24 protein-coding genes and 1 tRNA gene are annotated in these 19,043 nt (G+C 35.4%); 11 read left to right on the top strand and 14 right to left on the bottom strand.

Going from position 1 to position 19,043, the window contains the following annotated elements; all coding sequences use genetic code 11:
• Positions 1 to 6: 6 nt before the first annotated feature.
• Positions 7 to 636: a uracil phosphoribosyltransferase gene (gene upp, locus ABXT69_RS02230; RefSeq protein ID WP_416678809.1), complete on the bottom strand. Its 630-nt coding sequence runs from the start codon at positions 634 to 636 to the stop codon at positions 7 to 9.
• 131 nt (positions 637 to 767) lie between these two features.
• On the opposite strand from upp, the gene ABXT69_RS02225 reads away from it, so the two are divergent.
• From ABXT69_RS02225 to ABXT69_RS02200, 6 genes are all read left to right on the top strand, one after another.
• Complete coding sequence (locus ABXT69_RS02225; RefSeq protein ID WP_416678807.1) at positions 768 to 1,709, top strand: Gfo/Idh/MocA family protein; 942 nt, start codon at positions 768 to 770, stop codon at positions 1,707 to 1,709.
• A 77-nt stretch (positions 1,710 to 1,786) separates the two neighbouring features.
• Positions 1,787 to 2,569 (top strand): thiazole synthase, encoded by a 783-nt coding sequence (locus ABXT69_RS02220; protein WP_416678806.1) that lies wholly within the window; start codon positions 1,787 to 1,789, stop codon positions 2,567 to 2,569.
• An 18-nt stretch (positions 2,570 to 2,587) separates the two neighbouring features.
• Positions 2,588 to 3,697 carry an aminotransferase class I/II-fold pyridoxal phosphate-dependent enzyme gene (locus tag ABXT69_RS02215; protein ID WP_416678805.1) on the top strand — a complete coding sequence of 370 codons (1,110 nt, stop codon included), beginning with the start codon at positions 2,588 to 2,590 and terminating at the stop codon, positions 3,695 to 3,697.
• A complete protein-coding gene (locus ABXT69_RS02210) occupies positions 3,684 to 4,382 on the top strand; it encodes an alpha/beta fold hydrolase (RefSeq protein WP_416678803.1) in 699 nt (232 codons plus the stop codon). The genes ABXT69_RS02215 and ABXT69_RS02210 overlap by 14 nt, the downstream gene beginning before the upstream one ends.
• A gap of 85 nt (positions 4,383 to 4,467) precedes the next feature.
• Positions 4,468 to 4,956, top strand: coding sequence for a 5-(carboxyamino)imidazole ribonucleotide mutase (gene purE, locus ABXT69_RS02205; protein ID WP_416678801.1), 489 nt, complete (start codon positions 4,468 to 4,470; stop codon positions 4,954 to 4,956).
• A gap of 3 nt (positions 4,957 to 4,959) precedes the next feature.
• Positions 4,960 to 6,045 (top strand): 5-(carboxyamino)imidazole ribonucleotide synthase, encoded by a 1,086-nt coding sequence (locus tag ABXT69_RS02200; RefSeq protein ID WP_416678800.1) that lies wholly within the window; start codon positions 4,960 to 4,962, stop codon positions 6,043 to 6,045.
• On the opposite strand, the gene ABXT69_RS02195 is transcribed toward ABXT69_RS02200, so the two are convergent.
• The 6 genes from ABXT69_RS02195 to lpxK are packed head-to-tail and all read right to left on the bottom strand — an operon-like array spanning position 6,042 to position 9,511.
• The gene (locus ABXT69_RS02195; protein ID WP_416678797.1) at positions 6,042 to 6,419 is read right to left on the bottom strand and encodes a hypothetical protein; all 378 of its coding nucleotides are present in this window, start codon (positions 6,417 to 6,419) and stop codon (positions 6,042 to 6,044) included. The two genes, ABXT69_RS02200 and ABXT69_RS02195, sit on opposite strands and share 4 nt — an antisense overlap.
• A 21-nt stretch (positions 6,420 to 6,440) precedes the next feature.
• On the bottom strand, positions 6,441 to 6,812 hold the full coding sequence (locus tag ABXT69_RS02190; protein WP_416678796.1) for a glutathione S-transferase N-terminal domain-containing protein: 372 nt from the start codon (positions 6,810 to 6,812) through the stop codon (positions 6,441 to 6,443).
• Complete coding sequence (folD, locus tag ABXT69_RS02185; RefSeq protein WP_416678794.1) at positions 6,809 to 7,642, bottom strand: bifunctional methylenetetrahydrofolate dehydrogenase/methenyltetrahydrofolate cyclohydrolase FolD; 834 nt, start codon at positions 7,640 to 7,642, stop codon at positions 6,809 to 6,811. The genes ABXT69_RS02190 and folD overlap by 4 nt, the downstream gene beginning before the upstream one ends.
• A complete protein-coding gene (gene kdsB, locus ABXT69_RS02180) occupies positions 7,639 to 8,376 on the bottom strand; it encodes a 3-deoxy-manno-octulosonate cytidylyltransferase (RefSeq protein ID WP_416678792.1) in 738 nt (245 codons plus the stop codon). Before kdsB ends, folD begins: the two co-directional genes overlap by 4 nt.
• Complete coding sequence (locus ABXT69_RS02175) at positions 8,376 to 8,546, bottom strand: Trm112 family protein (RefSeq protein WP_416678790.1); 171 nt, start codon at positions 8,544 to 8,546, stop codon at positions 8,376 to 8,378. Before ABXT69_RS02175 ends, kdsB begins: the two co-directional genes overlap by 1 nt.
• The gene (lpxK, locus tag ABXT69_RS02170; RefSeq protein ID WP_416679513.1) at positions 8,543 to 9,511 is read right to left on the bottom strand and encodes a tetraacyldisaccharide 4'-kinase; all 969 of its coding nucleotides are present in this window, start codon (positions 9,509 to 9,511) and stop codon (positions 8,543 to 8,545) included. The genes ABXT69_RS02175 and lpxK overlap by 4 nt, the downstream gene beginning before the upstream one ends.
• Before the next feature lie 53 nt (positions 9,512 to 9,564).
• On the opposite strand from lpxK, the gene ABXT69_RS02165 reads away from it, so the two are divergent.
• Together ABXT69_RS02165 and ABXT69_RS02160 are read left to right on the top strand one after the other, a co-directional pair.
• Positions 9,565 to 10,800, top strand: a complete 1,236-nt coding sequence (locus ABXT69_RS02165) for a lipoprotein-releasing ABC transporter permease subunit (protein WP_416678789.1) — start codon at positions 9,565 to 9,567, stop codon at positions 10,798 to 10,800.
• Positions 10,793 to 11,470 carry an ABC transporter ATP-binding protein gene (locus ABXT69_RS02160; protein ID WP_416678786.1) on the top strand — a complete coding sequence of 226 codons (678 nt, stop codon included), beginning with the start codon at positions 10,793 to 10,795 and terminating at the stop codon, positions 11,468 to 11,470. The genes ABXT69_RS02165 and ABXT69_RS02160 overlap by 8 nt, the downstream gene beginning before the upstream one ends.
• 49 nt (positions 11,471 to 11,519) lie before the next feature.
• On the opposite strand, the gene ABXT69_RS02155 is transcribed toward ABXT69_RS02160, so the two are convergent.
• The 7 genes from ABXT69_RS02155 to ABXT69_RS02125 form a co-directional block, all read right to left on the bottom strand.
• Positions 11,520 to 12,650 (bottom strand): sodium ion-translocating decarboxylase subunit beta, encoded by a 1,131-nt coding sequence (locus ABXT69_RS02155; protein WP_416678785.1) that lies wholly within the window; start codon positions 12,648 to 12,650, stop codon positions 11,520 to 11,522.
• A 2-nt stretch (positions 12,651 to 12,652) separates the two neighbouring features.
• Complete coding sequence (gene oadA, locus ABXT69_RS02150) at positions 12,653 to 14,449, bottom strand: sodium-extruding oxaloacetate decarboxylase subunit alpha (RefSeq protein ID WP_416678784.1); 1,797 nt, start codon at positions 14,447 to 14,449, stop codon at positions 12,653 to 12,655.
• Positions 14,450 to 14,453: 4 nt separating this feature from the next.
• A complete protein-coding gene (locus ABXT69_RS02145) occupies positions 14,454 to 14,687 on the bottom strand; it encodes an OadG family protein (RefSeq protein ID WP_416678782.1) in 234 nt (77 codons plus the stop codon).
• Between the two features lie 22 nt (positions 14,688 to 14,709).
• Positions 14,710 to 14,796, bottom strand: a tRNA-Leu gene (locus ABXT69_RS02140).
• A gap of 11 nt (positions 14,797 to 14,807) precedes the next feature.
• Entirely contained in the window at positions 14,808 to 15,026 is a 219-nt protein-coding gene (gene infA, locus ABXT69_RS02135) for a translation initiation factor IF-1 (RefSeq protein WP_018402165.1), read from the bottom strand.
• A gap of 124 nt (positions 15,027 to 15,150) precedes the next feature.
• On the bottom strand, positions 15,151 to 15,591 hold the full coding sequence (locus tag ABXT69_RS02130) for a hypothetical protein (RefSeq protein WP_416678779.1): 441 nt from the start codon (positions 15,589 to 15,591) through the stop codon (positions 15,151 to 15,153).
• A 60-nt stretch (positions 15,592 to 15,651) separates the two neighbouring features.
• Positions 15,652 to 16,371: a uroporphyrinogen-III synthase gene (locus ABXT69_RS02125; protein WP_416678777.1), complete on the bottom strand. Its 720-nt coding sequence runs from the start codon at positions 16,369 to 16,371 to the stop codon at positions 15,652 to 15,654.
• A 147-nt stretch (positions 16,372 to 16,518) separates the two neighbouring features.
• On the opposite strand from ABXT69_RS02125, the gene ABXT69_RS02120 reads away from it, so the two are divergent.
• The 3 genes from ABXT69_RS02120 to ABXT69_RS02110 are packed head-to-tail and all read left to right on the top strand — an operon-like array spanning position 16,519 to position 19,033.
• Positions 16,519 to 17,457: a calcium/sodium antiporter gene (locus tag ABXT69_RS02120; RefSeq protein ID WP_416678776.1), complete on the top strand. Its 939-nt coding sequence runs from the start codon at positions 16,519 to 16,521 to the stop codon at positions 17,455 to 17,457.
• Positions 17,448 to 17,906 carry a tRNA (adenosine(37)-N6)-threonylcarbamoyltransferase complex ATPase subunit type 1 TsaE gene (gene tsaE, locus ABXT69_RS02115; RefSeq protein ID WP_416678775.1) on the top strand — a complete coding sequence of 153 codons (459 nt, stop codon included), beginning with the start codon at positions 17,448 to 17,450 and terminating at the stop codon, positions 17,904 to 17,906. Before ABXT69_RS02120 ends, tsaE begins: the two co-directional genes overlap by 10 nt.
• On the top strand, positions 17,891 to 19,033 hold the full coding sequence (locus tag ABXT69_RS02110; RefSeq protein ID WP_416678773.1) for an N-acetylmuramoyl-L-alanine amidase family protein: 1,143 nt from the start codon (positions 17,891 to 17,893) through the stop codon (positions 19,031 to 19,033). Before tsaE ends, ABXT69_RS02110 begins: the two co-directional genes overlap by 16 nt.
• The last annotated feature ends 10 nt before the right edge of the window (positions 19,034 to 19,043 follow it).

Genomic DNA, 19,043 nt, shown 5'->3' with positions numbered 1-19,043 from the left:
GACTATTTACTTAGTTCCAAAAATCTTATCACCAGCATCGCCTAGTCCAGGAAGAATATAGCCCTGCTCATTCAAAGAGTCATCTACTGCAGCTATAAAAAGATCTACATCAGGATGAAGTTTAGTTACCCTTTCTAACCCTTCAGGAGAGGCAACTAGAAATAAACCAATAATTTTTTTACAGCCCTTCTGTTTAAGAAGGTCAATTGTAGCAAGGAGGGTTCCTCCAGTTGCCAGCATAGGATCAATAATTAAGGCAGTTCTTTGATCAATATCTGTAATAACTTTATCAAAGTATGCAACTGGATTTAAAGTTTTCTCATCTCTGTAAAGACCAACGACACTAACTTTAGCATTTGGCACCAAAGTCAACACACCATCAAGCATTCCCAAGCCAGCTCGCAAAATAGGAACAATTGACAATTTTTTTCCAGATAACATTTGAGTATTGATTGGCTCTCCTTGCCAGCCATTAATTTCACGGTCTTCGAGTGGTAAATTCCGAGTAGCTTCATACGTCAATAGACTCGCAACTTCGTTAGCTAGTTCACGAAATTGTTTTGTGCTAATTCCATGTTGTCTAAGTAAGGCAATCTTATGGGCTAAAAGAGGATGTTTAATTGCATTTAGGGGCATTGATATTCCTTCAAAAAAAACTTATTAAGAAACCAATTTTACATGTTAATACAATTTGTAATATTTTTCTAAAAATCATATAGAAAGAACAAGTATTATTATCTCTTCATTAACAAAAATAAAGGGTTTAAATGAAATTTGGAATTTTAGGTGAAGCAAAAATTGCTCGCGAATATGTTGTTCCAGCAATATTAGCTGCAGGACATGAAGTCACCCATGTTGGAAGAAGAAATCCTGGTCAAGTACTACTACCAAGTATCTATAAAGATGCTATTGAGACTGACTATGATGCTCTTCTATCAGAGCCATCAATAGATGCAATTTATAACCCACTCCCAAATCATCTACATGTGCCCTATTCTATTCAAGCACTTAAATTAGGAAAGCATGTTCTTTGTGAAAAGCCAGTTGCCCTTAACATGAGTGATTTAAAGGAATTAGAATCAGCAGCTGCAAGTAGTGAATCTTTTTTTTATGAAGCTTACATGGTAAGAAGTCACCCGCAATGGGCCTGGCTCAAAGAGCTTGACATTGGAAAGCATCAGTCATCTCACTTTATTTTTAGCTATCCTGATCAGCCTAAAGGCAACATTCGAAATCGCAAAGTGGATGGTGGCGGTCCATTATACGACATTGGTTGTTATGCAATATTATCAGGATGCATGCTATTTACAGGCGCCCCTAAAGTTCTTTCAGCAACTGCAATAATGAGTAATCACTATGATATTGAGAAGCAAGTTGATGCAACACTTCAATGGCCAAATGGCGAAACACTGAGCTTCACTGTTTCAGGTAATGCAGCACTTTGCCAAGCATTGACGGTTTTAGGGTCAAGTGGCTGGGCAAAACTAAGCGTTCCAGTTAACCCACCTGAAATTACTCACGCTTATTGGGCTAATGGAGGCTTGCAGGAAGGTACTAAAGTTAGCTTTCCACCATGTAATCAGTACCAACTTATGATTGATGACTTTGTATCGCTTGCAGAATCTAAATCTAAGTCTGCTTTTTTAATTTCTCAGATTGTTACGAAAGCTATAAATGAGATCCAACAAAAAGCTGGTTTAATCATATAAATAAATCATTTGAAACTTCAAAAGAATACTATGCGATAGAGTAATTTTTGTTGCATCACATGGTATCTTATAACGCTATGAAAAAAGACACTCCATTTACTATAGCAGGCAGATCTTTTAATTCTAGACTCCTTGTAGGCTCTGGAAAATATAAAAATCTGAAGGAAACTAAGTTAGCGACTGAAGCCTCTGGTTCAGAGATTATTACTGTGGCAATTCGTCGTGTAAATATTGGCCAAAATCCTAATGAAGAAAGTCTTCTTGATGCTATCTCACCTAAAAAATATACTATTCTTCCAAATACTGCAGGCTGTTACAACGCAAAAGATGCAGTGAGAACTCTCCTTCTAGCAAGAGAATTATTAGACGGGCATAACCTCGTTAAATTAGAGGTTCTGGGTGATGAAAAAACACTTTATCCTAATATTGTAGAGACTCTTGAAGCATCTAAAATACTAATAAAAGAAGGTTTTGATGTCATGGTTTATACCTCGGATGATCCTATAGTGGCTAAAGAGCTTGAAGAGATTGGTTGCTGTGCAATTATGCCATTAGCCTCTCTTATTGGATCAGGCCAGGGAATAGCTAATCCTTTTAATATTAAGCTAATTAAAGACCAGGCTAATGTTCCTGTCTTAGTTGATGCTGGGATTGGCTGCGCAAGTGATGCTGCAGAAGCAATGGAACTTGGGTGTGACGGCGTACTTATGAATTCTGCAATTGCAAATGCAGAGAACCCTTTACTAATGGCAAGTGCAATGAAGCATGCTATTATAGCTGGGCGTGAATCCTATCTTGCAGGCAGAATGATTAAGAAAAGTTATGCAAGCGCTTCCTCACCAATGGAAAATTTAATATAGCCTTAAGATGTTAATGCAATGAACTTCTCAAAAAAAATAAGTGATATTGAGCAGAATCACTTATTACGTTTAAGAAGAATTGCGAATAGCCCCCAGGGCGCTATTATGGACATTGATGGCAAGAAAACTGTGAATTTTTGCTCAAATGATTACCTATCTCTAGCCAATCATCCTAAAATTAAAGAGGCACTAATTGAAGGGATAAAGATGTATGGAGTTGGATCAGGAGCGTCTCATCTAGTAAGTGGTCACTCAAAATCACATCATATATTTGAAGAAGCATTAGCTGAGCATACTGGCCAGCAAAGAGCGCTACTTTTTTCATCAGGATATAGTGCAAATCTAGGAATATTTTCTGCTCTAAGGGATGAAATCAAATGGTCACTTCAAGATAAATTAAATCATGCATCATTAATCGATGGCGCCAGACTAATTGGCCATCCAATTCAAAGGTATCTCCATAAAAATCTTGTCTCACTTCAAAAGAAGTTAATAAAACAAACTGGCCCTGGCCTGGTTGTAACTGATCATATTTTTAGTATGGATGGAGACGAGGCAGATATTTATGAAATTGATAAAACTCTAAGTCAAACTGATGCAATATTAATGCAAGATGACGCTCATGGATTTGGCATTTTTAACCCAACAATCCCTAAGCATTCCATTTATATGGCTACGCTAGGAAAATCTGCTGGTGTTATGGGGGCCTTTGTAGCTGGAGATGATGACTTTATAGAATTTTTAATCCAAAAATCAAGGCCGTATACCTACACTACTGCAATCCCTCCTAGTTTTTGTCATGCAGGCCTTATGAGTCTGAAGTTAATTAAAAAGGGTGAACAAAAAAATAAGTTATTAGCAAATATTAGTCACTTTAAGAATATTTCTAGGCAGTTAGATATTCAATTTGAAGACTCTGATAGTGCAATTCAACCACTTGTTATAGGCACAAGTAATTTAGCCCTTAAGCTAAGTAACAGGCTATTTGATGAAGGTTTTTTTGTTAGCGCTATTCGGCCTCCTACAGTTCCTCCTAACACCGCCCGACTTCGATTTACATTATCAGCGGGGCATAGTGAAAAGCAAATTGAAACACTTTTAAAAAAGGTAAAAGATGTTATGGCATAAAACTATAGGCGATGGCCCAAGTCTAGTCTTATTACATGGATGGGCCTTTAATAGCGATATATTCCAAAGCTTGATAGATAAATATAAGACAAACTATCGAATAACAGTTATTGATCTTCCTGGCCACGGAAGAAGTAGAGATATAGATGGAAATATTGAAAGCTGGTGCAATGAACTAACTAAGATAATCCCAGAGCAATCAATCTTACTTGGTTGGTCTTTAGGTGGCTTACTTTCAACCTATATTGCAAGTCAAATTGAGATTAGCAAGTTAATTCTAGTTGCCGCAACACCCTGTCTTGTAAATAATGAAAACTGGAATTATGGAATCAGTAGTGAGGTATTTGATCAATTTGCAATTAATTTAAAAAATGACACTACTAAATCACTCAAACGTTTCGTATACCTTCAAAGCAAAGACAAGTCTCAACTTCAAGAGCTTTACAAATCAATTCAAAAATATCCAGCCTCTCATAGTGCGCTAAATACTGGATTAGAAATAATCATTAATTCTGACTTGCGAGATATTTATAAAGATATTGCAGTACCTAAAACTTCTATCCTTGGCTCACTTGATACTCTAGTCCCAGTAAAAATTAAAGAATGGTATGAAGCAGTTGGCTCACAAACCTCTATTATTCGCTCTGGCCATCTTCCTTTTATTGATAAAGACTTTAAACTTTAATCACCAGCTGTTTCAAGATTAGTTTCAATTCTAATAACTATCTTGTTTTTGGTATAATTTAAATAATTTCCTCACCAAAATCAAAATGAGTGCACTAGTTGGAGTTATTATGGGCTCAAAGTCAGATTGGCCCACAATGAAAATTGCCACAGAAATGCTTGACGAGTTAGGTATTCCTTATGAAGTCAAGGTTGTCTCAGCCCATCGTACTCCTGATTTAATGTTTGAATACGCCGAAACAGCTCAAGCAAGAGGCCTTGAAGTAATTATTGCTGGTGCTGGTGGCTCTGCCCACTTACCAGGGATGGTTGCTTCAAAAACAATTATTCCAGTCTTAGGGGTGCCAATTCAGTCTAAGGCATTAAGTGGTCACGACTCTTTATTATCCATTGTTCAAATGCCTGGTGGAATTCCTGTGGGCACGCTTGCTATTGGGGAAGCTGGTGCAAAAAATGCTGGAATTTTAGCAGCCCAGATTGTTGGCAACCATAATGAAGAAGTAAGACAAAAGGTTGCTAAATTTCGTTTAGAACAGACCCAAAGTGTTCTCAATAATCCTAATCCTGACAAATAACTTATGAAAATTGGGGTTCTTGGTGCTGGTCAATTGGGGAGAATGCTTGCGCTATCGGCCTATCCGTTAGGTCACCAAATGAGATTTTTAGCATTATCTGAAGAAGACCCGTCTTCACTTCTTGGAAAAACATTTATCCATAATAATAATTCAGAAATGGTTCGTAATTTTGCTGATAGTTCGGACATCGTGACCTATGAAAGCGAAAATACTGACGTAACTATTGTTAATGAAATTAGTAAAAATACTAAAGTTTTTCCTAGTGACAAATCTCTATATATTTCTCAACATCGTGGCAGAGAAAAAGCACTTCTAGAAGCATTAAAAATACCTTGTGCACCCTATCAAATGGTAAATAGTCTTGATGATTTAAAAAGTGCAATTAAGAATATTGGAATCCCTTCCATACTAAAAACAGCAACAGATGGCTATGATGGTAAAGGCCAGTTTTTAATTAAATCTGAAAACCAGATCCATGAAGCATGGGAAAAGATGGATGGTGCTGACTCAATCCTCGAGGGCTTTATCAATTTTAAGCGAGAGCTATCTTTGATTGCAGTTAGAGGTATAGATGGTAGTCTAGAATATTATCCTTTAGTTGAGAATTCTCATCATGAGGGAATACTAAGATTAACTATAGCGCCTGCACAAAATATCTCAGCATCTCTTCAAAAAAAAGCGGAAGAGTATATGAGCTCTATTCTTAAAGAAATTAAACATGTTGGAGTTTTAACAATTGAACTCTTTGAATCTGGTGATCTTCTAGTTAATGAGATAGCACCAAGAGTTCATAATTCTGGCCATTGGACAATTGAAGGAGCACAAACCTCTCAATTTGAAAATCATATAAGAGCTATTACTGAATCTCCCTTAGGGCAAACAACTATTACTTCAAAGTTCATTGCTATGATCAATATAGTTGGAGTCCATGGACCAATCCAAAAAGTACTTAAAACTAAAAATGCTCACCTTCATTTATATAATAAAGAAGAGCGAACTGGAAGAAAGTTAGGCCATATAACTTTAACTTCTAACTCAACAGATGAATTAAATAAAACGATTAGAAGCTTAAAAGAGTATTTACCTTAATCCTCATTCAGATCTGAAAGACTTCCATTAATACTCCCGCCTAGTTCTTCTTGATAAAACTGCTCTGCTAGCTCCTCTTCATAGTGATATGCTGATAGCTCACTGACTTCAACACCTGCTAAAAATTGACACACATGTATCATTTCATGACATAGGGTAATAATGAATTTTTTTCTATCTAATGATTCTTCAATTTCTATAAAGAACTTACCATCGCCCTCATAGTCTGTCCAAGCAAGCGCATCATCTACTTTTTGGATAGTTAAATCTATATTTGGAATCTTATTTGCTTGAAACAAGCCGTTACTGCAGAAACTAAATAACTGCTGCGAAAGTACTATTTGTTCTTTATTGCCGCCACGAATATAAAGCATTTTTATAAAAAATTAAATGGTTTATGAAAAGCGCTCATCCAGGTATTTAATAATATCATTCGATTCATAAATCCAAGTATCTTCACCAGCAATCTCTAACTTTAAGCATGGAACCTTGATCTTTCCACCACTTATTTCCAGCTCTTTTCTGAATTGACCGGCAGTTTGAGCATCACGAGTCTCAACTTTAAGATTTAAACGTTTAATTGCTCTTCTAGTCTTAACGCAAAATGGACAAGCATAGAAATGATAAAGCTTTAGAATTTTTGTTTCTTGGTCAACCTTAGCTTGCTCTTCATCATTTCTTTTTACTACTGAAGGCTTAAATAACCAGTCAATTAATATCAATACTCTGCCAGAGCCTTCTCTTAATAATCTTAGAAAAAATCTCATAAACTTTGCCTGTAAGCTATTAATGTGTTTTCTAAAAGCGTTGCAATAGTCATTGGCCCAACTCCACCAGGAACTGGTGTTATAGCTCCAGCTTTATCTTTGACTGCATCAAAGTCTACATCTCCAACTAGAGAGCCATCTTCCAATCGATTAATGCCTATATCTATAACGATAGCTCCATCTTTAACCCAGTCACCTTTGACCATTTCGGGAATTCCGACACCTACAACAACAATGTCAGCTTGCCTAACTTTTTCAGCAACATTTTTAGTTTTACTATTGCAAATAGTTACAGTTCCTCGAGCATTTAGAAGCTCCATTGCCATTGGCCTACCAACAATATTTGAAGCACCAATAACTACACAATTCATACCTTCCACCTTACAACCAAATGATGCCAACATAGTCATAACGCCCTTTGGAGTGCATGGCCTTAAATGGGATTTATTCTGCATTAACTTTCCAATATTTTCACTGTGGAATCCATCAACATCCTTATATGGTGAGATGTGCTCAATAACCTTATTTGCATCTATATGTTTAGGCAAGGGAAGCTGCACTAAAATGCCATCTATATAAGGATTATTGTTAAGTCTCTCCACCTCTTCTAATAACTGTTCTTCTGTGATATTCTCCGATTTAATAATCTTATCTGAAAAAAATCCTGCCTGCTTACATGCTAGTTCTTTATTTCTTACATAGACTGCTGAAGCAGGATCTTCACCTACTAGAATTACAGCAAGACCAGGAGGTCGTTCAAGCATTTTTACTTCTTCAGCAATTTTTAAACGCAGATTTTTTGCAATCTCTTTTCCATCAATAATATTCATTTTTTTAGTTCCTCTTTAACTTTTTTCAAATCAAATTCTGTATCAACACCATAGCTTGTTGGAGCGCAAGAAATATCAACATTAATATCGATTCCTTGGTTTAATATAGTTAACTGCTCCAATTTCTCAGCTAGTTCTAGCTCAGATTTACCCATTTGCAAATATTGCTTTAAAAAACTAACTCGATATGCATATAAGCCAACATGGCGAAAACAAAAATCCAAATTAATCTCACTATTATTCCTAAAAGCAGGAATCGGTGATCTTGAGAAGTACAATGCTTTGCCGCGCGAATTATATACGACTTTAACGCAATTAAGATCAAAGTAAGACTCTTCACTTTCAATTTTTTCACACAACGTTGCAACACTCATTCCACTTTTAATCAAGTTAGAGGCAACTTGATTTATTGCATTAGGACTCATCATGGGCTCATCACCCTGAACATTAACAATCACTTCATCCTCATTAAAATCTAGAGAGGTTACTGCCTCTGATAAGCGAGAAGTACCAGATGTGTGAATTGAGTCAGTCATACAAACCTCAGCACCAAAATCCTTAGCAACCTTGCTTATTCTTTCATCATCCGTTGCAATAATTACACGCTTAGCAGAACTCATAACTGCATTTGAATAAGTATGCTCAATAAGTGTTTTGCCATTTATTTTTTCTAATAGCTTTGCCGGTAAACGGCTTGAGGCATATCGAGCAGGAATAATTACTGAAAAATCCATTACTTTTCAGGATTAGTTTTTCGAGCCTCTTCTAAAAGCAGAATTGGAATACCATCAATGATAGGGTAGGCTAACTGACTTTTTTCACACACTAATTCTTCACCAACCAACTTTAGAGGCGCTTTACTTTCTGGGCAAACTAACATTTTTAATAAATTTTCATCAATCATAATTTAGACTCAAGTTGCTGATAAAAGTCAGAACTAATTTGTGCATCCACAGACAAACACCACATTTGGCTTGTTGCAAATTGTTTACATTTTACACAATCCTTGGCTGTCATTAAGATTGGATAGTCGCCCTTAAATTCAAAATCCTTCTCAATAAATTTATGATGATCTGCAAATGTTTTAGTAATTAGATTAACTCCAAGCTTTTTAAGTAATGAATAAAAATTATCTGGATTTCCAATTCCAGCGATAGCAAAGCATTTTTTACTTTTAAAAAAATCAAGATCTTTTTTTTCGTTGGTAGCTAGATTAATATAACAGTTTGCTTCAATTTTGCTTGATATCTCTCCTTCCATATGAGAGCCATTATTGATAATAAAATCAACTGACTTGAGCCTTTTTTTAGACTCTCTTAGAGGTCCTGCTGGAAGAAAAAATCCATTTCCTAATCGATTGTGTCCATCTATAACTGCGATTTCAATATCACGTCCCATAGCATAATGCTGAAGACCATCATCACTAATAATTAAATCTACTAAATAATTTTCAGTTAAAAACTTTACTGCATTGCTTCGTTTTTTAGCCACTACAACAAAAGCTTCAGTTTGTTGCTTTATTAACAAAGGCTCATCACCGCAATCAACTGGATCACTTGTCGAAGTAACCTCTAATGATTCTTGGGTGAACTCTCCTCCATAACCCCTGGAAACAACTCCTACTATTTTATTGCGAGATGCAAAATAATTAGCGACTGCAATCACAATTGGCGTCTTTCCAGTGCCACCAGCTGTTATATTGCCTATAACAATAACCGGAACTGATGACACGCTTACTTTTAATAGCCTTGCTTTGTAAAGACAAAGACGTATAAAACTAAAAATGAAGAAAATAACGGAAAAAGGCAAAAGCAAAAAATTAACCAGGCCAAACTTACTGTGATTGATAAAACTTGTAATACTTAGCATTTTGATAATTTTAATCACTTTTAAAACATTAATTATGACAAAATATTCCGACCATGAGTGTTGAATTTCATATTTCTAACCAATATTTAAGATCCAATCGAAAAAAAGGCTTTGTTTCTTTTATTTCTGGCGTTTCTATGGTTGGTCTAGTTCTAGCTGTTATGTCTCTTATTACTGTCTTGTCAGTAATGAACGGCTTTCATGAAGAGTTAACAAATCGAGTTTTAAACACGATTTCTCACTCTTATATAACAGAAAGTGATGATACTCTTGATAACTGGCAAGATCTTAGAAAAAAAATTGACGCGCAGGACCAAATTATTGCATCCTCGCCTTTTGTTGAAGACTTTGCCTTGATGACTTCAAAAAATGCCTCACAAGGAATCAGTGTTAGAGGCATCCTTGTAGATTTAGAATCAACAACCTCTGCTTTATTAGATGATATTAAATATGGAAGTCTTAGCCTTAATGAAGACGATTCATCAATATTAATTGGTGTTGGCCTTGCAACACTTATGGGAACTGGAATTGGGGATAAGTTAACTCTGATAGCCCCCTCTAGAAATTCAATCGGCTTACTAGTTCCCCAGTCACAATCTTATACAGTGAGCGGTATATTTAATGCTGGTGTAAATGATTTCAACAATAATCTTGCATTTATCCACCTTTATGACGCTCAAGATTTATTCACTCTTGGAAATCAAGTATCTGGAATTCGTCTTAAAGTAGACGACTTATTTGAAGCTAATAAAATTACAGATAGTGTAATTAAATCCCTCGGCAATGGTTATTATGGGGTTGACTGGATGCAACAACAGCGAAACTTTATCAGAGCTTTAAATCTTGAAAAGCAAATGATTGCAATTATTCTTTCTTTGATAATTGCTATTGCTGCTTTTAATATAGTCTCTATGATGGTTATGGTGGTTACTGACAAAAAGTCTGACATTGCGATCCTAAGAACCATCGGGATGACTCCAAAAAGAATTGTTAGAATATTCTTCTATCAAGGGCTCAGTATTGGCTTTATTGGTATTACTATAGGAACAATTCTTGGGTTAATATTAGCTCTTAATATTGAATCTGTAATTTCTGGAATTGAAAGTATTATTGGCTTCCAATTTTTCCCTAAAGATTTATTTTATATTAGCCGATTTCCATCAAAAATTCTACTTAGCGATGTGGTTAGTATAGTCCTGGGAGCTTTTATATTAGTAATCATTGCCGCTATTTACCCAGCAAAACGTGCTGGAAAGGTTAATATTTCAGAGGTTTTAAGGCATGAGTAATATAATTGAATGTCGCTCTGTTAGCTTTTCATATAATGAGGGCAGTAATCAAACATCTGTTTTAAAAAATTTAAATTTTGAAATTAAGTCTGGAGAAACAACTGCAATTATTGGTCAATCAGGATGTGGAAAATCAACGCTACTTAATTTAATGGCTGGCCTTGATACTCCTTCGGAAGGTGATGTGCTCATTGCTAATACCAATATTTCAAAAATTAGCGAAAAGGATAGGACAGAGTTACGAGCGAAAAACCTTGGCTTTGTTTATCAATTTCATCACTTACTAAATGATTTTTCATCAGTATATAACGTTGCCTTACCACTGTTAATTATGGGTGTTGATAAAAGTGATGCACTCTTAAAATCTAAAAAAATATTAACAAAGGTTGGGTTAGAAAATCGATTGAATCATAAACCGTCAGAACTATCAGGTGGAGAAAGGCAAAGGGTTGCAATTGCAAGAGCTATGATAACTGAGCCAACTTGTCTCTTGGCAGATGAGCCAACAGGTAACCTAGATGCGGCAAATGCAAAGGACGTATTAGAACTTATCATAGAGCTAAATACAGATAAAACTACCGCACTGTTAATTGTTACTCATGACCTGTCTATTGCAAATAAAATGAGTAGAAAGCTGACCTTAACCAATGGCGAAATAAGCGAAACATAAAGCTAGTTTGTTTTATGGGGTTAAAAACATAAGAGTTCTAAATTATTTACTAGCCTAGAAATTGAATCATTATACCTGCAGCGATTGCTGATCCTATAACTCCAGCTACATTAGGTCCCATTGCATGCATAAGAAGGAAATTATTTGAATCAGCTTCAAGGCCAACTTTATTAGAGACACGAGCAGCCATTGGAACTGCTGAAACTCCTGCAGAGCCAATTAAGGGATTTATTTTATTTTCACTAAACACATTCATCAATTTTGCCATCAACAAGCCGCACATGGTTCCAATTGAAAAAGCAACCAAACCTAAAAGCAATATTCCTAAAGTATCAAGTTGAAGAAACTTATCGGCCATAAGTTTTGAACCTACTGCAAGACCAAGAAAAATCGTTACTATATTAATTAAAGCATTCTGAGTAGTATCACTAAGGCGATCAACAACTCCAGATTCTTTCATTAAATTACCAAAAGCAAACATACCTAATAGAGGAGCTGCTGCAGGCAGAAGAAGAGCAACAAGTAATAACAAAATAATTGGGAATATAATTTTTTCAACCTTAGAGACCTCACGTAACTGAACCATCTTAATTTTTCTTTCTTTTTCAGTAGTCATTGCTCTCATAATTGGCGGTTGAATAAGAGGAACTAATGCCATATATGAATACGAAGCTACAGCAATTGCTCCAAGTAATTCTGGGGCAAGAATTGAAGCAACATAAATAGATGTTGGACCATCAGCGCCCCCAATAATTCCAATTGCAGCAGCTTGCTTCAAGCTAAAGTCGAATACACCAATTACTGATAATCCTACTGCCCCTAATAGTGTGGCAAAAATTCCAAACTGAGCAGCGGCTCCAAGTAAAAGAGTTTTAGGATTTGCAAGAAGTGGGCCAAAATCTGTTAAAGCGCCAACACCCATAAAAATGATCAAAGGAAAAGCACCAGACTCAATACCGACAACGTAGAATAGATGCAAAATTCCACCATCAATAGCTAAATTAGCGCCTGGAATATTGCTTAAAAGAGCGCCAAACCCAATAGGCAGAAGCAAAAGAGGTTCGAATTTTTTTACAATTGCTAGATAGATTAACAATATGCCCACAAGAAGCATAAGAGCTTGGCCCCAATCCATCTGATAAAGGCCTGTATTAACCCAAAGTAGCTTTAGTTGTTCCATAGTTAACCTAAAGAAAGAAGGAGTTGACCAACAGTTACCGAATCTCCCTCTTTAACGCCAACATTTAAAACGACACCAGATCGTGTTGCTTTGATTTCAGTTTCCATCTTCATGGCCTCTAAAATAAGCAAAGTATCACCTTTTTTAACATTCTGATTAGGACTAACTAAGATTTTCCAAATAGTGCCCGATAGTGGTGCTGAAATATCCTCTTTTCCATTCACCAAAGGCTCTGAATTCACTTGGGAATCTTCAGAGCTTAATTGTGAGGCATCTGAGGAAGTACCCACAGATTTTATCGTACCACCTGCTGAAACGTTAACTGTGTATGACTGCCCTTTAAATGAAACAGTATATATTCCTTCATCTTCGTCGTTAGTTGAAGAACTGATTGGCGCCTGAGGAACTGGCTCAAAGAAATCTGGATTATCTCTATTTTCTAAGAACTTAATTCCCACCTGAGGAAAAAGAGCATAAGTCAACAAATCATCAATTTTCTCATCTGCTACTCTAATACCCTTCTCTAAAACAAGCTTATCAAACTCAGATTCAAGAACATCGAGCTCAGGCTCAATATTATCTGCAGGCCTGCAAGTAATTACATCTGCACCCTCCAAGACTCTCTCCTGAAGCTCTTTGTTTACTGGGGCAGGAGCAGAACCATATTCACCTTTAAGAATTCCAGCTGACTCTCTGGTAATAGTTTTATAGCGCTCACCAGTTAAAACATTGAGCACGGATTGAGTGCCAACAATCTGAGAAGTAGGAGTTACTAAAGGTATATAACCTAAGTCTTTTCGAACTCGAGGTATCTCTAACAAAACTTCGTCCATTTTATCAAGTGCATTTTGCTCTTTTAATTGGCTCTCCATATTAGTCAGCATACCGCCAGGAACTTGAGATGTTAGAATTCTTGAATCGACGCCTTTGAGTGACCCTTCAAACTTAGCATATTTAGTTCTGATTAGTTTAAAGTACTGATCAATTTCTTCCAATTTTTTTAAGTCTAAGCCAGTTTTACGTGGGCTCGCCTCTAAAATAGAAACGACAGAATTAGTTGCAGAATGACCATAAGTCATACTCATTGAGCCAATAGATGTATCTATCCGATCTATGCCTGCTTCAACTGCTTTTACTATGCAAGCAGTAGAGAGGCCAGTAGTTGCATGAGCATGCAGCTGAATAGGAATGTCAATCGCTTTTTTTAATTTTTTAACTAAGTCATAAGCGACATAAGGCTGCAATAAACCAGCCATATCTTTAATGCATAATGAATGAGCGCCCATGTCTTCAATTTTTTTTGCCATTTCAATCCATAGTTCAGTTGTGTGGACTGGACTCACTGTATATGAAATCGTACCTTGAGCGTGCTGACCAACTTTAACTGTTTGATCAATGGCAGTTTTAAGATTGCGCGTATCATTCATAGCATCAAATATTCTTAAAACACCAACACCATTATCAGCACATCGATCAACAAATTTTCTAACTACATCATCACTATAATGACGGTAGCCTAATAAATTTTGAGCCCTAAGGAGCATTTGTTGAGGAGTGTTAGGCATAACCTTTTTGATTTCACGTATTCTTTCCCAAGGATCCTCTCCAAGAAAACGAATACAAGCATCAAATGTAGCGCCACCCCAAGACTCCATTGACCAATAACCTATTTTGTCTAATTTTTCTGCAATAGGAAGCATGTCATCAATTCGCATTCTAGTTGCAAAAAGCGATTGATGCCCATCCCTAAGAACTAACTCAGTTATTTCAACTGGTTTATTATTTTCTTTGTTAGACATATAGTTACCTCTGTGTATGCATTTTTATTGCCGCTTCAATAATTGCTCTTGTTTTTTCGTCAATCTCAATTATTGGATCAGAATCTAAAGCAGAAGCGTCATTAGTTACAGGCTGGATTTTTACTACAAGTAGCGACATTATATTTGTGACAACAACCATCAGTGCAAGAAATACAAAAACAAAACCCATACCAAAAATGGTTAGAGTTAATGCATCAGTTACAAAGTTGTTATCCATTTTATTACATCCTAAACAATTTTGGTACCAGTGGCCGGGCTCGAACCGGCACTCCCGTGAAGGAACCGGATTTTGAGTCCGGCGTGTCTACCAATTCCACCACACTGGCTTATCTAAGGTTTATTTATGTCTGAAAGTAATTCTTCCTTTAGTAAGATCATATGGAGTCATTTCAACAGTTACCTTATCGCCAGGTAGTATACGTATATAGTGTTTACGAATCTTTCCAGAAATATGAGCAAGAACGCTATGTCCATTTTCTAATTCAACTTTAAAAGTTGTATTAGGTAATTTTTCTTTTACGACGCCTTCTAACTCAATGTAATCACTTTTTGACATATTTATTTAATAAGAATATTAATTTAAAAACCAAGTAGCATTATACCTAATTACTTTTCATTTTTACAAAATGAATCAACGCGAGAGCGACTCATCAATAGTAATAAAAACTAAAAATTAAAGATTAATGGAAGTGTCTTTTTGAATGAACCCAGCCCTGGAGTTTTTGAAAGTCAGTTTTCTTACCAGGCTGTACGATTTTTTCTAACTCAACTAACCTCTCATTTAACTCATTAAAAGCATTCGTGTAATGCCTGCTTTTAATAGACTCTTGATATAATTTTGATTTCAAAGTAGCAATTACAGATACTAGATCTTGATCATTAGTGACATCACTAACTGGCTCTCCATGACTTAATTTGACTTGAGTATCTTGAAAGCGCTTTAAATGATGTGTAGATTCTGAATGGTGAATGTTATGAACAGCTAAATTGCTAGGATTAAAAGGAATAATCCTTTCAGAAATATTTAAATCTTGAAGGGAACCACGAGTTGTAGGTTGTTGAACAGTAAAACCACTGACGCCTAATAAGCGTGCTACCCATGAAATACCGAATCTAATCACTTGAACTCCCGATATAGTTTAATGTATGTTACCCAATCATTTTCTACTTGTGAGTTTTTTTTAAATTATTAATTCATTTATTAGATCTTGGTCAGAAGGATTTAGTGTGACTTTTATATTTTCAAAACCTAGACTCTCTGCCAAAACCTTAATTTTTTGACTAAAAACAATAAGTTTTCTAGTTTTAAATTTATTAAAAGTATCAGATGAATCAAGATTTAATAGGCGAACAATATTGGAAAGACTTTCATTACTGCCTGCCATTAGAACGCCATTCGAAGAATTTAAAAATACTTCAATCGACTGAGCATGAAGTGATGTAAACTCACAAGGCACTCGCTCATAAACTTCAAGATAATTAATCTGATTAAATTTTCCCAAATTATCCTTTAAAGTTTCTGATCCTCCCTTTCCTCTTACAATTAAAATTTTCTTATCAATCAATTCTGAGCACTCTTGCATTGTCAATAATTCCACACTTGAAGCATTAAATTTAGGAAAGCAATCAACTTTAATATCTTTATCAATTAATCTTTTAGCGGTAACAGGGCCCACTGCAAATACCTTAAATATCCCAGTAAAGATTTTATTAAAGTAATCTTCAGCGAAGTTAACCGCATTAACACTTACAAAAATAATGACATCATAATGCTGCTTTAAAACTTCAGATCTTATTTTTTTTACTTCAAAAGTGGGGAACAACTCATACTCAATATCAGATGCTTCTAAAAGCATTTTAAGATTTGTAGTCTGAGCTATTGGTCGAGTTATAAGTATCATTGACTCATTATAAATATATGCTTTTGAGATTGTCTTTAATGTTTATTAAAAAATATTAACCTATTATTACTTAATTAGAAGTTCTGTTTTCTAAATTCTTACTTAGATAACTTTATAATAGTCAACATAATCATTCTATATAACAACATGTTACTACCAATTTTATCTCTGCTAGCAGGGTTTATCTTACTAATGTGGAGCGCAGATACTTTCACTGATAATGGCGCCAAAATTGCACGAATATTTAACATCTCGCCTCTAGTCATTGGACTACTCATTTTTGGATTTGGCACGTCGGCTCCTGAAATGTTAGTCTCTGGCCTTGCAGCATATGATGGTCACCCTGAGATGAGTATTGGAAATGCATTTGGTTCAAACATTTTTAACATAGGCTTGGTTCTCGGAGTTACAGCAATTATCCTTCCAATTACAGTTGAAAAATCTGTAATAAAAAAGGAATGGTTATTCTTATTTTTATCAACTCTAATTGTAGGTTTTTTATTATTAGATGGTTTTTTAAGTTTTACTGATGGCTTGATACTCATATCTTTATTAACACTATTCCTTATTAATGTATTCAGAGAATCTAAGAAAAATAACCTAACTGATAGTGATAGTCTCGAAATTAACTCTCAGAAAAATGACAAGGGAAGGACTTGGCTCCTCTTAATTGTGTCTCTTATAGTATTAGTTTCTAGTGCACGTCTTGTAGTCTGGGGCGGAACTAGTCTTGCTCTATCTTTTGGCGTTAGCGACCTAATTATTGGCCTAACCGTTGTAGCGCTTGGAACAAGCCTCCCTGAACTTGCAGTTTCTATAAGTAGCGCATTGAAAAAACAACATCAAATGGTTATTGGAAATATTATTGGATCAAATCTTTTTAATACTCTTGGAGTCCTTGCAATCCCAGGTTTAATTCTGCCTTTTCAAATCCCACCAGAAGTAATGAGTCGTGACTACTTCTTTATGCTAATGTTTACTCTTCTTGTTGTCATTCTTTCAATGAGACTTAAAATTAGTCGCTTTGGTGGCTTCATTCTATTAACTGCATTGGCTATTTACTTGTATCAATTGTTTTGGATTTAGTTCTTAAAAATCTTCAAGAAACCCAAAAGCTTGCTAAAAAGCTTGCTCAATGCTGCTCTGACTTACAAAACTCATGCGTAATATACTTAATTGGTGATCTTGGGGCTGGAAAGACTACGCTAGCGCAAAGTTTTATTGGGCACTTTGGGTTTGATAAAGTAAAAAGTCCCACTTATACTTTAGTTGAAAGTTATCAAAATGAATCAATAGATATTCACCATTTTGATTGCTACCGACTCAGTGATCCAGAGGAATTAGAATACATTGGTATTCGTGAATACCTTAAACCAAAAAGCCTTCAACTGATCGAGTGGCCAGAATTAGGCAAAGGTGCTATTGCACATTCTGATTTATCAATCAATATTAGTGGGAATGGCAACATAAGAACAGTAAATATCACACCTCAAACTAAAGTAGGAAAATTAATTTTAGAATGCGCTATTGGATAAGTTTAATTATTGCTGTATTTGCTTCCTCTTCATTTAGTGAAGAAAAGACTACACTTTATGATTTTAGGTACTGGACAGCGCCAGATCAAACTCGAATTGTTATTGATAAAGAGCAGGACACCCTCTTTAATATAACTAACACTGACAAGGTAGTAATTATCAGTTTTGATGATGCTGAAGTATTGTCTGAAACTTTTTCAAATATTTTTTTTAAGGATGACAGGATACAAAAAGTTCTTATAAAGCGTGATAAAAAAACTATTAAGTTAATCGTGCATATTAATAAAAAATTTAGAGTAAAGCACTTCACCCTTAAGCCTAATACAAAATATAAGTTTCATCGACTCGTAGTAGATATTATTGACCTCGAGTCTCAGATAAAAACACAAGACATAAAAACTACAAAAGCAGTAAAAAATTTAAAAAAATCAGCTCAAATAAGTCAAAAAATTATCTTAGTTGATGCCGGTCATGGCGGTGAAGATTCAGGAGCTATTGGTAAAAATAAATCACAAGAAAAGTCTGTAAATTTGGCAATTGCCAAAAAACTTGTAGCGATCATTAATAAAAATAGCGATCTAAAAGCTGTTCTAACTAGGAGTGGGGACTACTATATACCGCTGACTAAAAGAATAACAATAGCACAAAAAGAAAATGCCACCATGTTTATTTCTATTCACGCAGATTCTGTAGAAAGTACAACTGCGAAAGGCGCTTCGATCTACACCTTAAGTGAGAAAGGAAATAACAGCAAACTAGCTAAACAATTAGAACAATCTCAGAATCTAGTGGATCAGTTTGGAGGCGTTGAAACTGTAATTGATAATGATCAATTTTTGAAAAATATTTTGACAGATTTTTCAAGAAAAGATCGAGACATGCAATCATTTAACCTTGCCAAGGAGATAATCGGTGAACTTGAAAAAATTGGGCCAATCCATAAAAAAGTACCTCAAAAGGCTAACTTTGTAGTTCTAAAATCTCCCGCCATACCTTCAGTTTTAGTTGAAACTGCCTTCATATCAAACCCAACTCAAGAGAAACGTTTAACCAATAACAAGCAGCAGCAAAAGATTGCGGCCTCAATATATCAAGGAATACTTAATTACTACCAAAAACTAGAATAGTTATTTATAG

Origin of the sequence: Candidatus Pseudothioglobus sp. Uisw_016, from assembly GCF_048087635.1 — a bacterium.
GTDB lineage: Bacteria > Pseudomonadota > Gammaproteobacteria > PS1 > Pseudothioglobaceae > Pseudothioglobus.
This window is presented reverse-complemented; position numbering and strand designations above follow the sequence as displayed.

What these genes read in the sequence shown, in the direction of transcription:
- upp (WP_416678809.1), bottom strand. Translation starts at nt 636, where the DNA reads ATGCCCCTAAATGCAATTAAACATCCTCTTTTAGCCCATAAGATTGCC.
- ABXT69_RS02225 (WP_416678807.1), top strand. Translation starts at nt 768, where the DNA reads ATGAAATTTGGAATTTTAGGTGAAGCAAAAATTGCTCGCGAATATGTT.
- ABXT69_RS02220 (WP_416678806.1), top strand. Translation starts at nt 1,787, where the DNA reads ATGAAAAAAGACACTCCATTTACTATAGCAGGCAGATCTTTTAATTCT.
- ABXT69_RS02215 (WP_416678805.1), top strand. Translation starts at nt 2,588, where the DNA reads ATGAACTTCTCAAAAAAAATAAGTGATATTGAGCAGAATCACTTATTA.
- ABXT69_RS02210 (WP_416678803.1), top strand. Translation starts at nt 3,684, where the DNA reads ATGTTATGGCATAAAACTATAGGCGATGGCCCAAGTCTAGTCTTATTA.
- purE (WP_416678801.1), top strand. Translation starts at nt 4,468, where the DNA reads ATGAGTGCACTAGTTGGAGTTATTATGGGCTCAAAGTCAGATTGGCCC.
- ABXT69_RS02200 (WP_416678800.1), top strand. Translation starts at nt 4,960, where the DNA reads ATGAAAATTGGGGTTCTTGGTGCTGGTCAATTGGGGAGAATGCTTGCG.
- ABXT69_RS02195 (WP_416678797.1), bottom strand. Translation starts at nt 6,419, where the DNA reads ATGCTTTATATTCGTGGCGGCAATAAAGAACAAATAGTACTTTCGCAG.
- ABXT69_RS02190 (WP_416678796.1), bottom strand. Translation starts at nt 6,812, where the DNA reads ATGAGATTTTTTCTAAGATTATTAAGAGAAGGCTCTGGCAGAGTATTG.
- folD (WP_416678794.1), bottom strand. Translation starts at nt 7,642, where the DNA reads ATGAATATTATTGATGGAAAAGAGATTGCAAAAAATCTGCGTTTAAAA.
- kdsB (WP_416678792.1), bottom strand. Translation starts at nt 8,376, where the DNA reads ATGGATTTTTCAGTAATTATTCCTGCTCGATATGCCTCAAGCCGTTTA.
- ABXT69_RS02175 (WP_416678790.1), bottom strand. Translation starts at nt 8,546, where the DNA reads ATGATTGATGAAAATTTATTAAAAATGTTAGTTTGCCCAGAAAGTAAA.
- lpxK (WP_416679513.1), bottom strand. Translation starts at nt 9,511, where the DNA reads ATGCTAAGTATTACAAGTTTTATCAATCACAGTAAGTTTGGCCTGGTT.
- ABXT69_RS02165 (WP_416678789.1), top strand. Translation starts at nt 9,565, where the DNA reads ATGAGTGTTGAATTTCATATTTCTAACCAATATTTAAGATCCAATCGA.
- ABXT69_RS02160 (WP_416678786.1), top strand. Translation starts at nt 10,793, where the DNA reads ATGAGTAATATAATTGAATGTCGCTCTGTTAGCTTTTCATATAATGAG.
- ABXT69_RS02155 (WP_416678785.1), bottom strand. Translation starts at nt 12,650, where the DNA reads ATGGAACAACTAAAGCTACTTTGGGTTAATACAGGCCTTTATCAGATG.
- oadA (WP_416678784.1), bottom strand. Translation starts at nt 14,449, where the DNA reads ATGTCTAACAAAGAAAATAATAAACCAGTTGAAATAACTGAGTTAGTT.
- ABXT69_RS02145 (WP_416678782.1), bottom strand. Translation starts at nt 14,687, where the DNA reads ATGGATAACAACTTTGTAACTGATGCATTAACTCTAACCATTTTTGGT.
- infA (WP_018402165.1), bottom strand. Translation starts at nt 15,026, where the DNA reads ATGTCAAAAAGTGATTACATTGAGTTAGAAGGCGTCGTAAAAGAAAAA.
- ABXT69_RS02125 (WP_416678777.1), bottom strand. Translation starts at nt 16,371, where the DNA reads ATGATACTTATAACTCGACCAATAGCTCAGACTACAAATCTTAAAATG.
- ABXT69_RS02120 (WP_416678776.1), top strand. Translation starts at nt 16,519, where the DNA reads ATGTTACTACCAATTTTATCTCTGCTAGCAGGGTTTATCTTACTAATG.
- ABXT69_RS02110 (WP_416678773.1), top strand. Translation starts at nt 17,891, where the DNA reads ATGCGCTATTGGATAAGTTTAATTATTGCTGTATTTGCTTCCTCTTCA.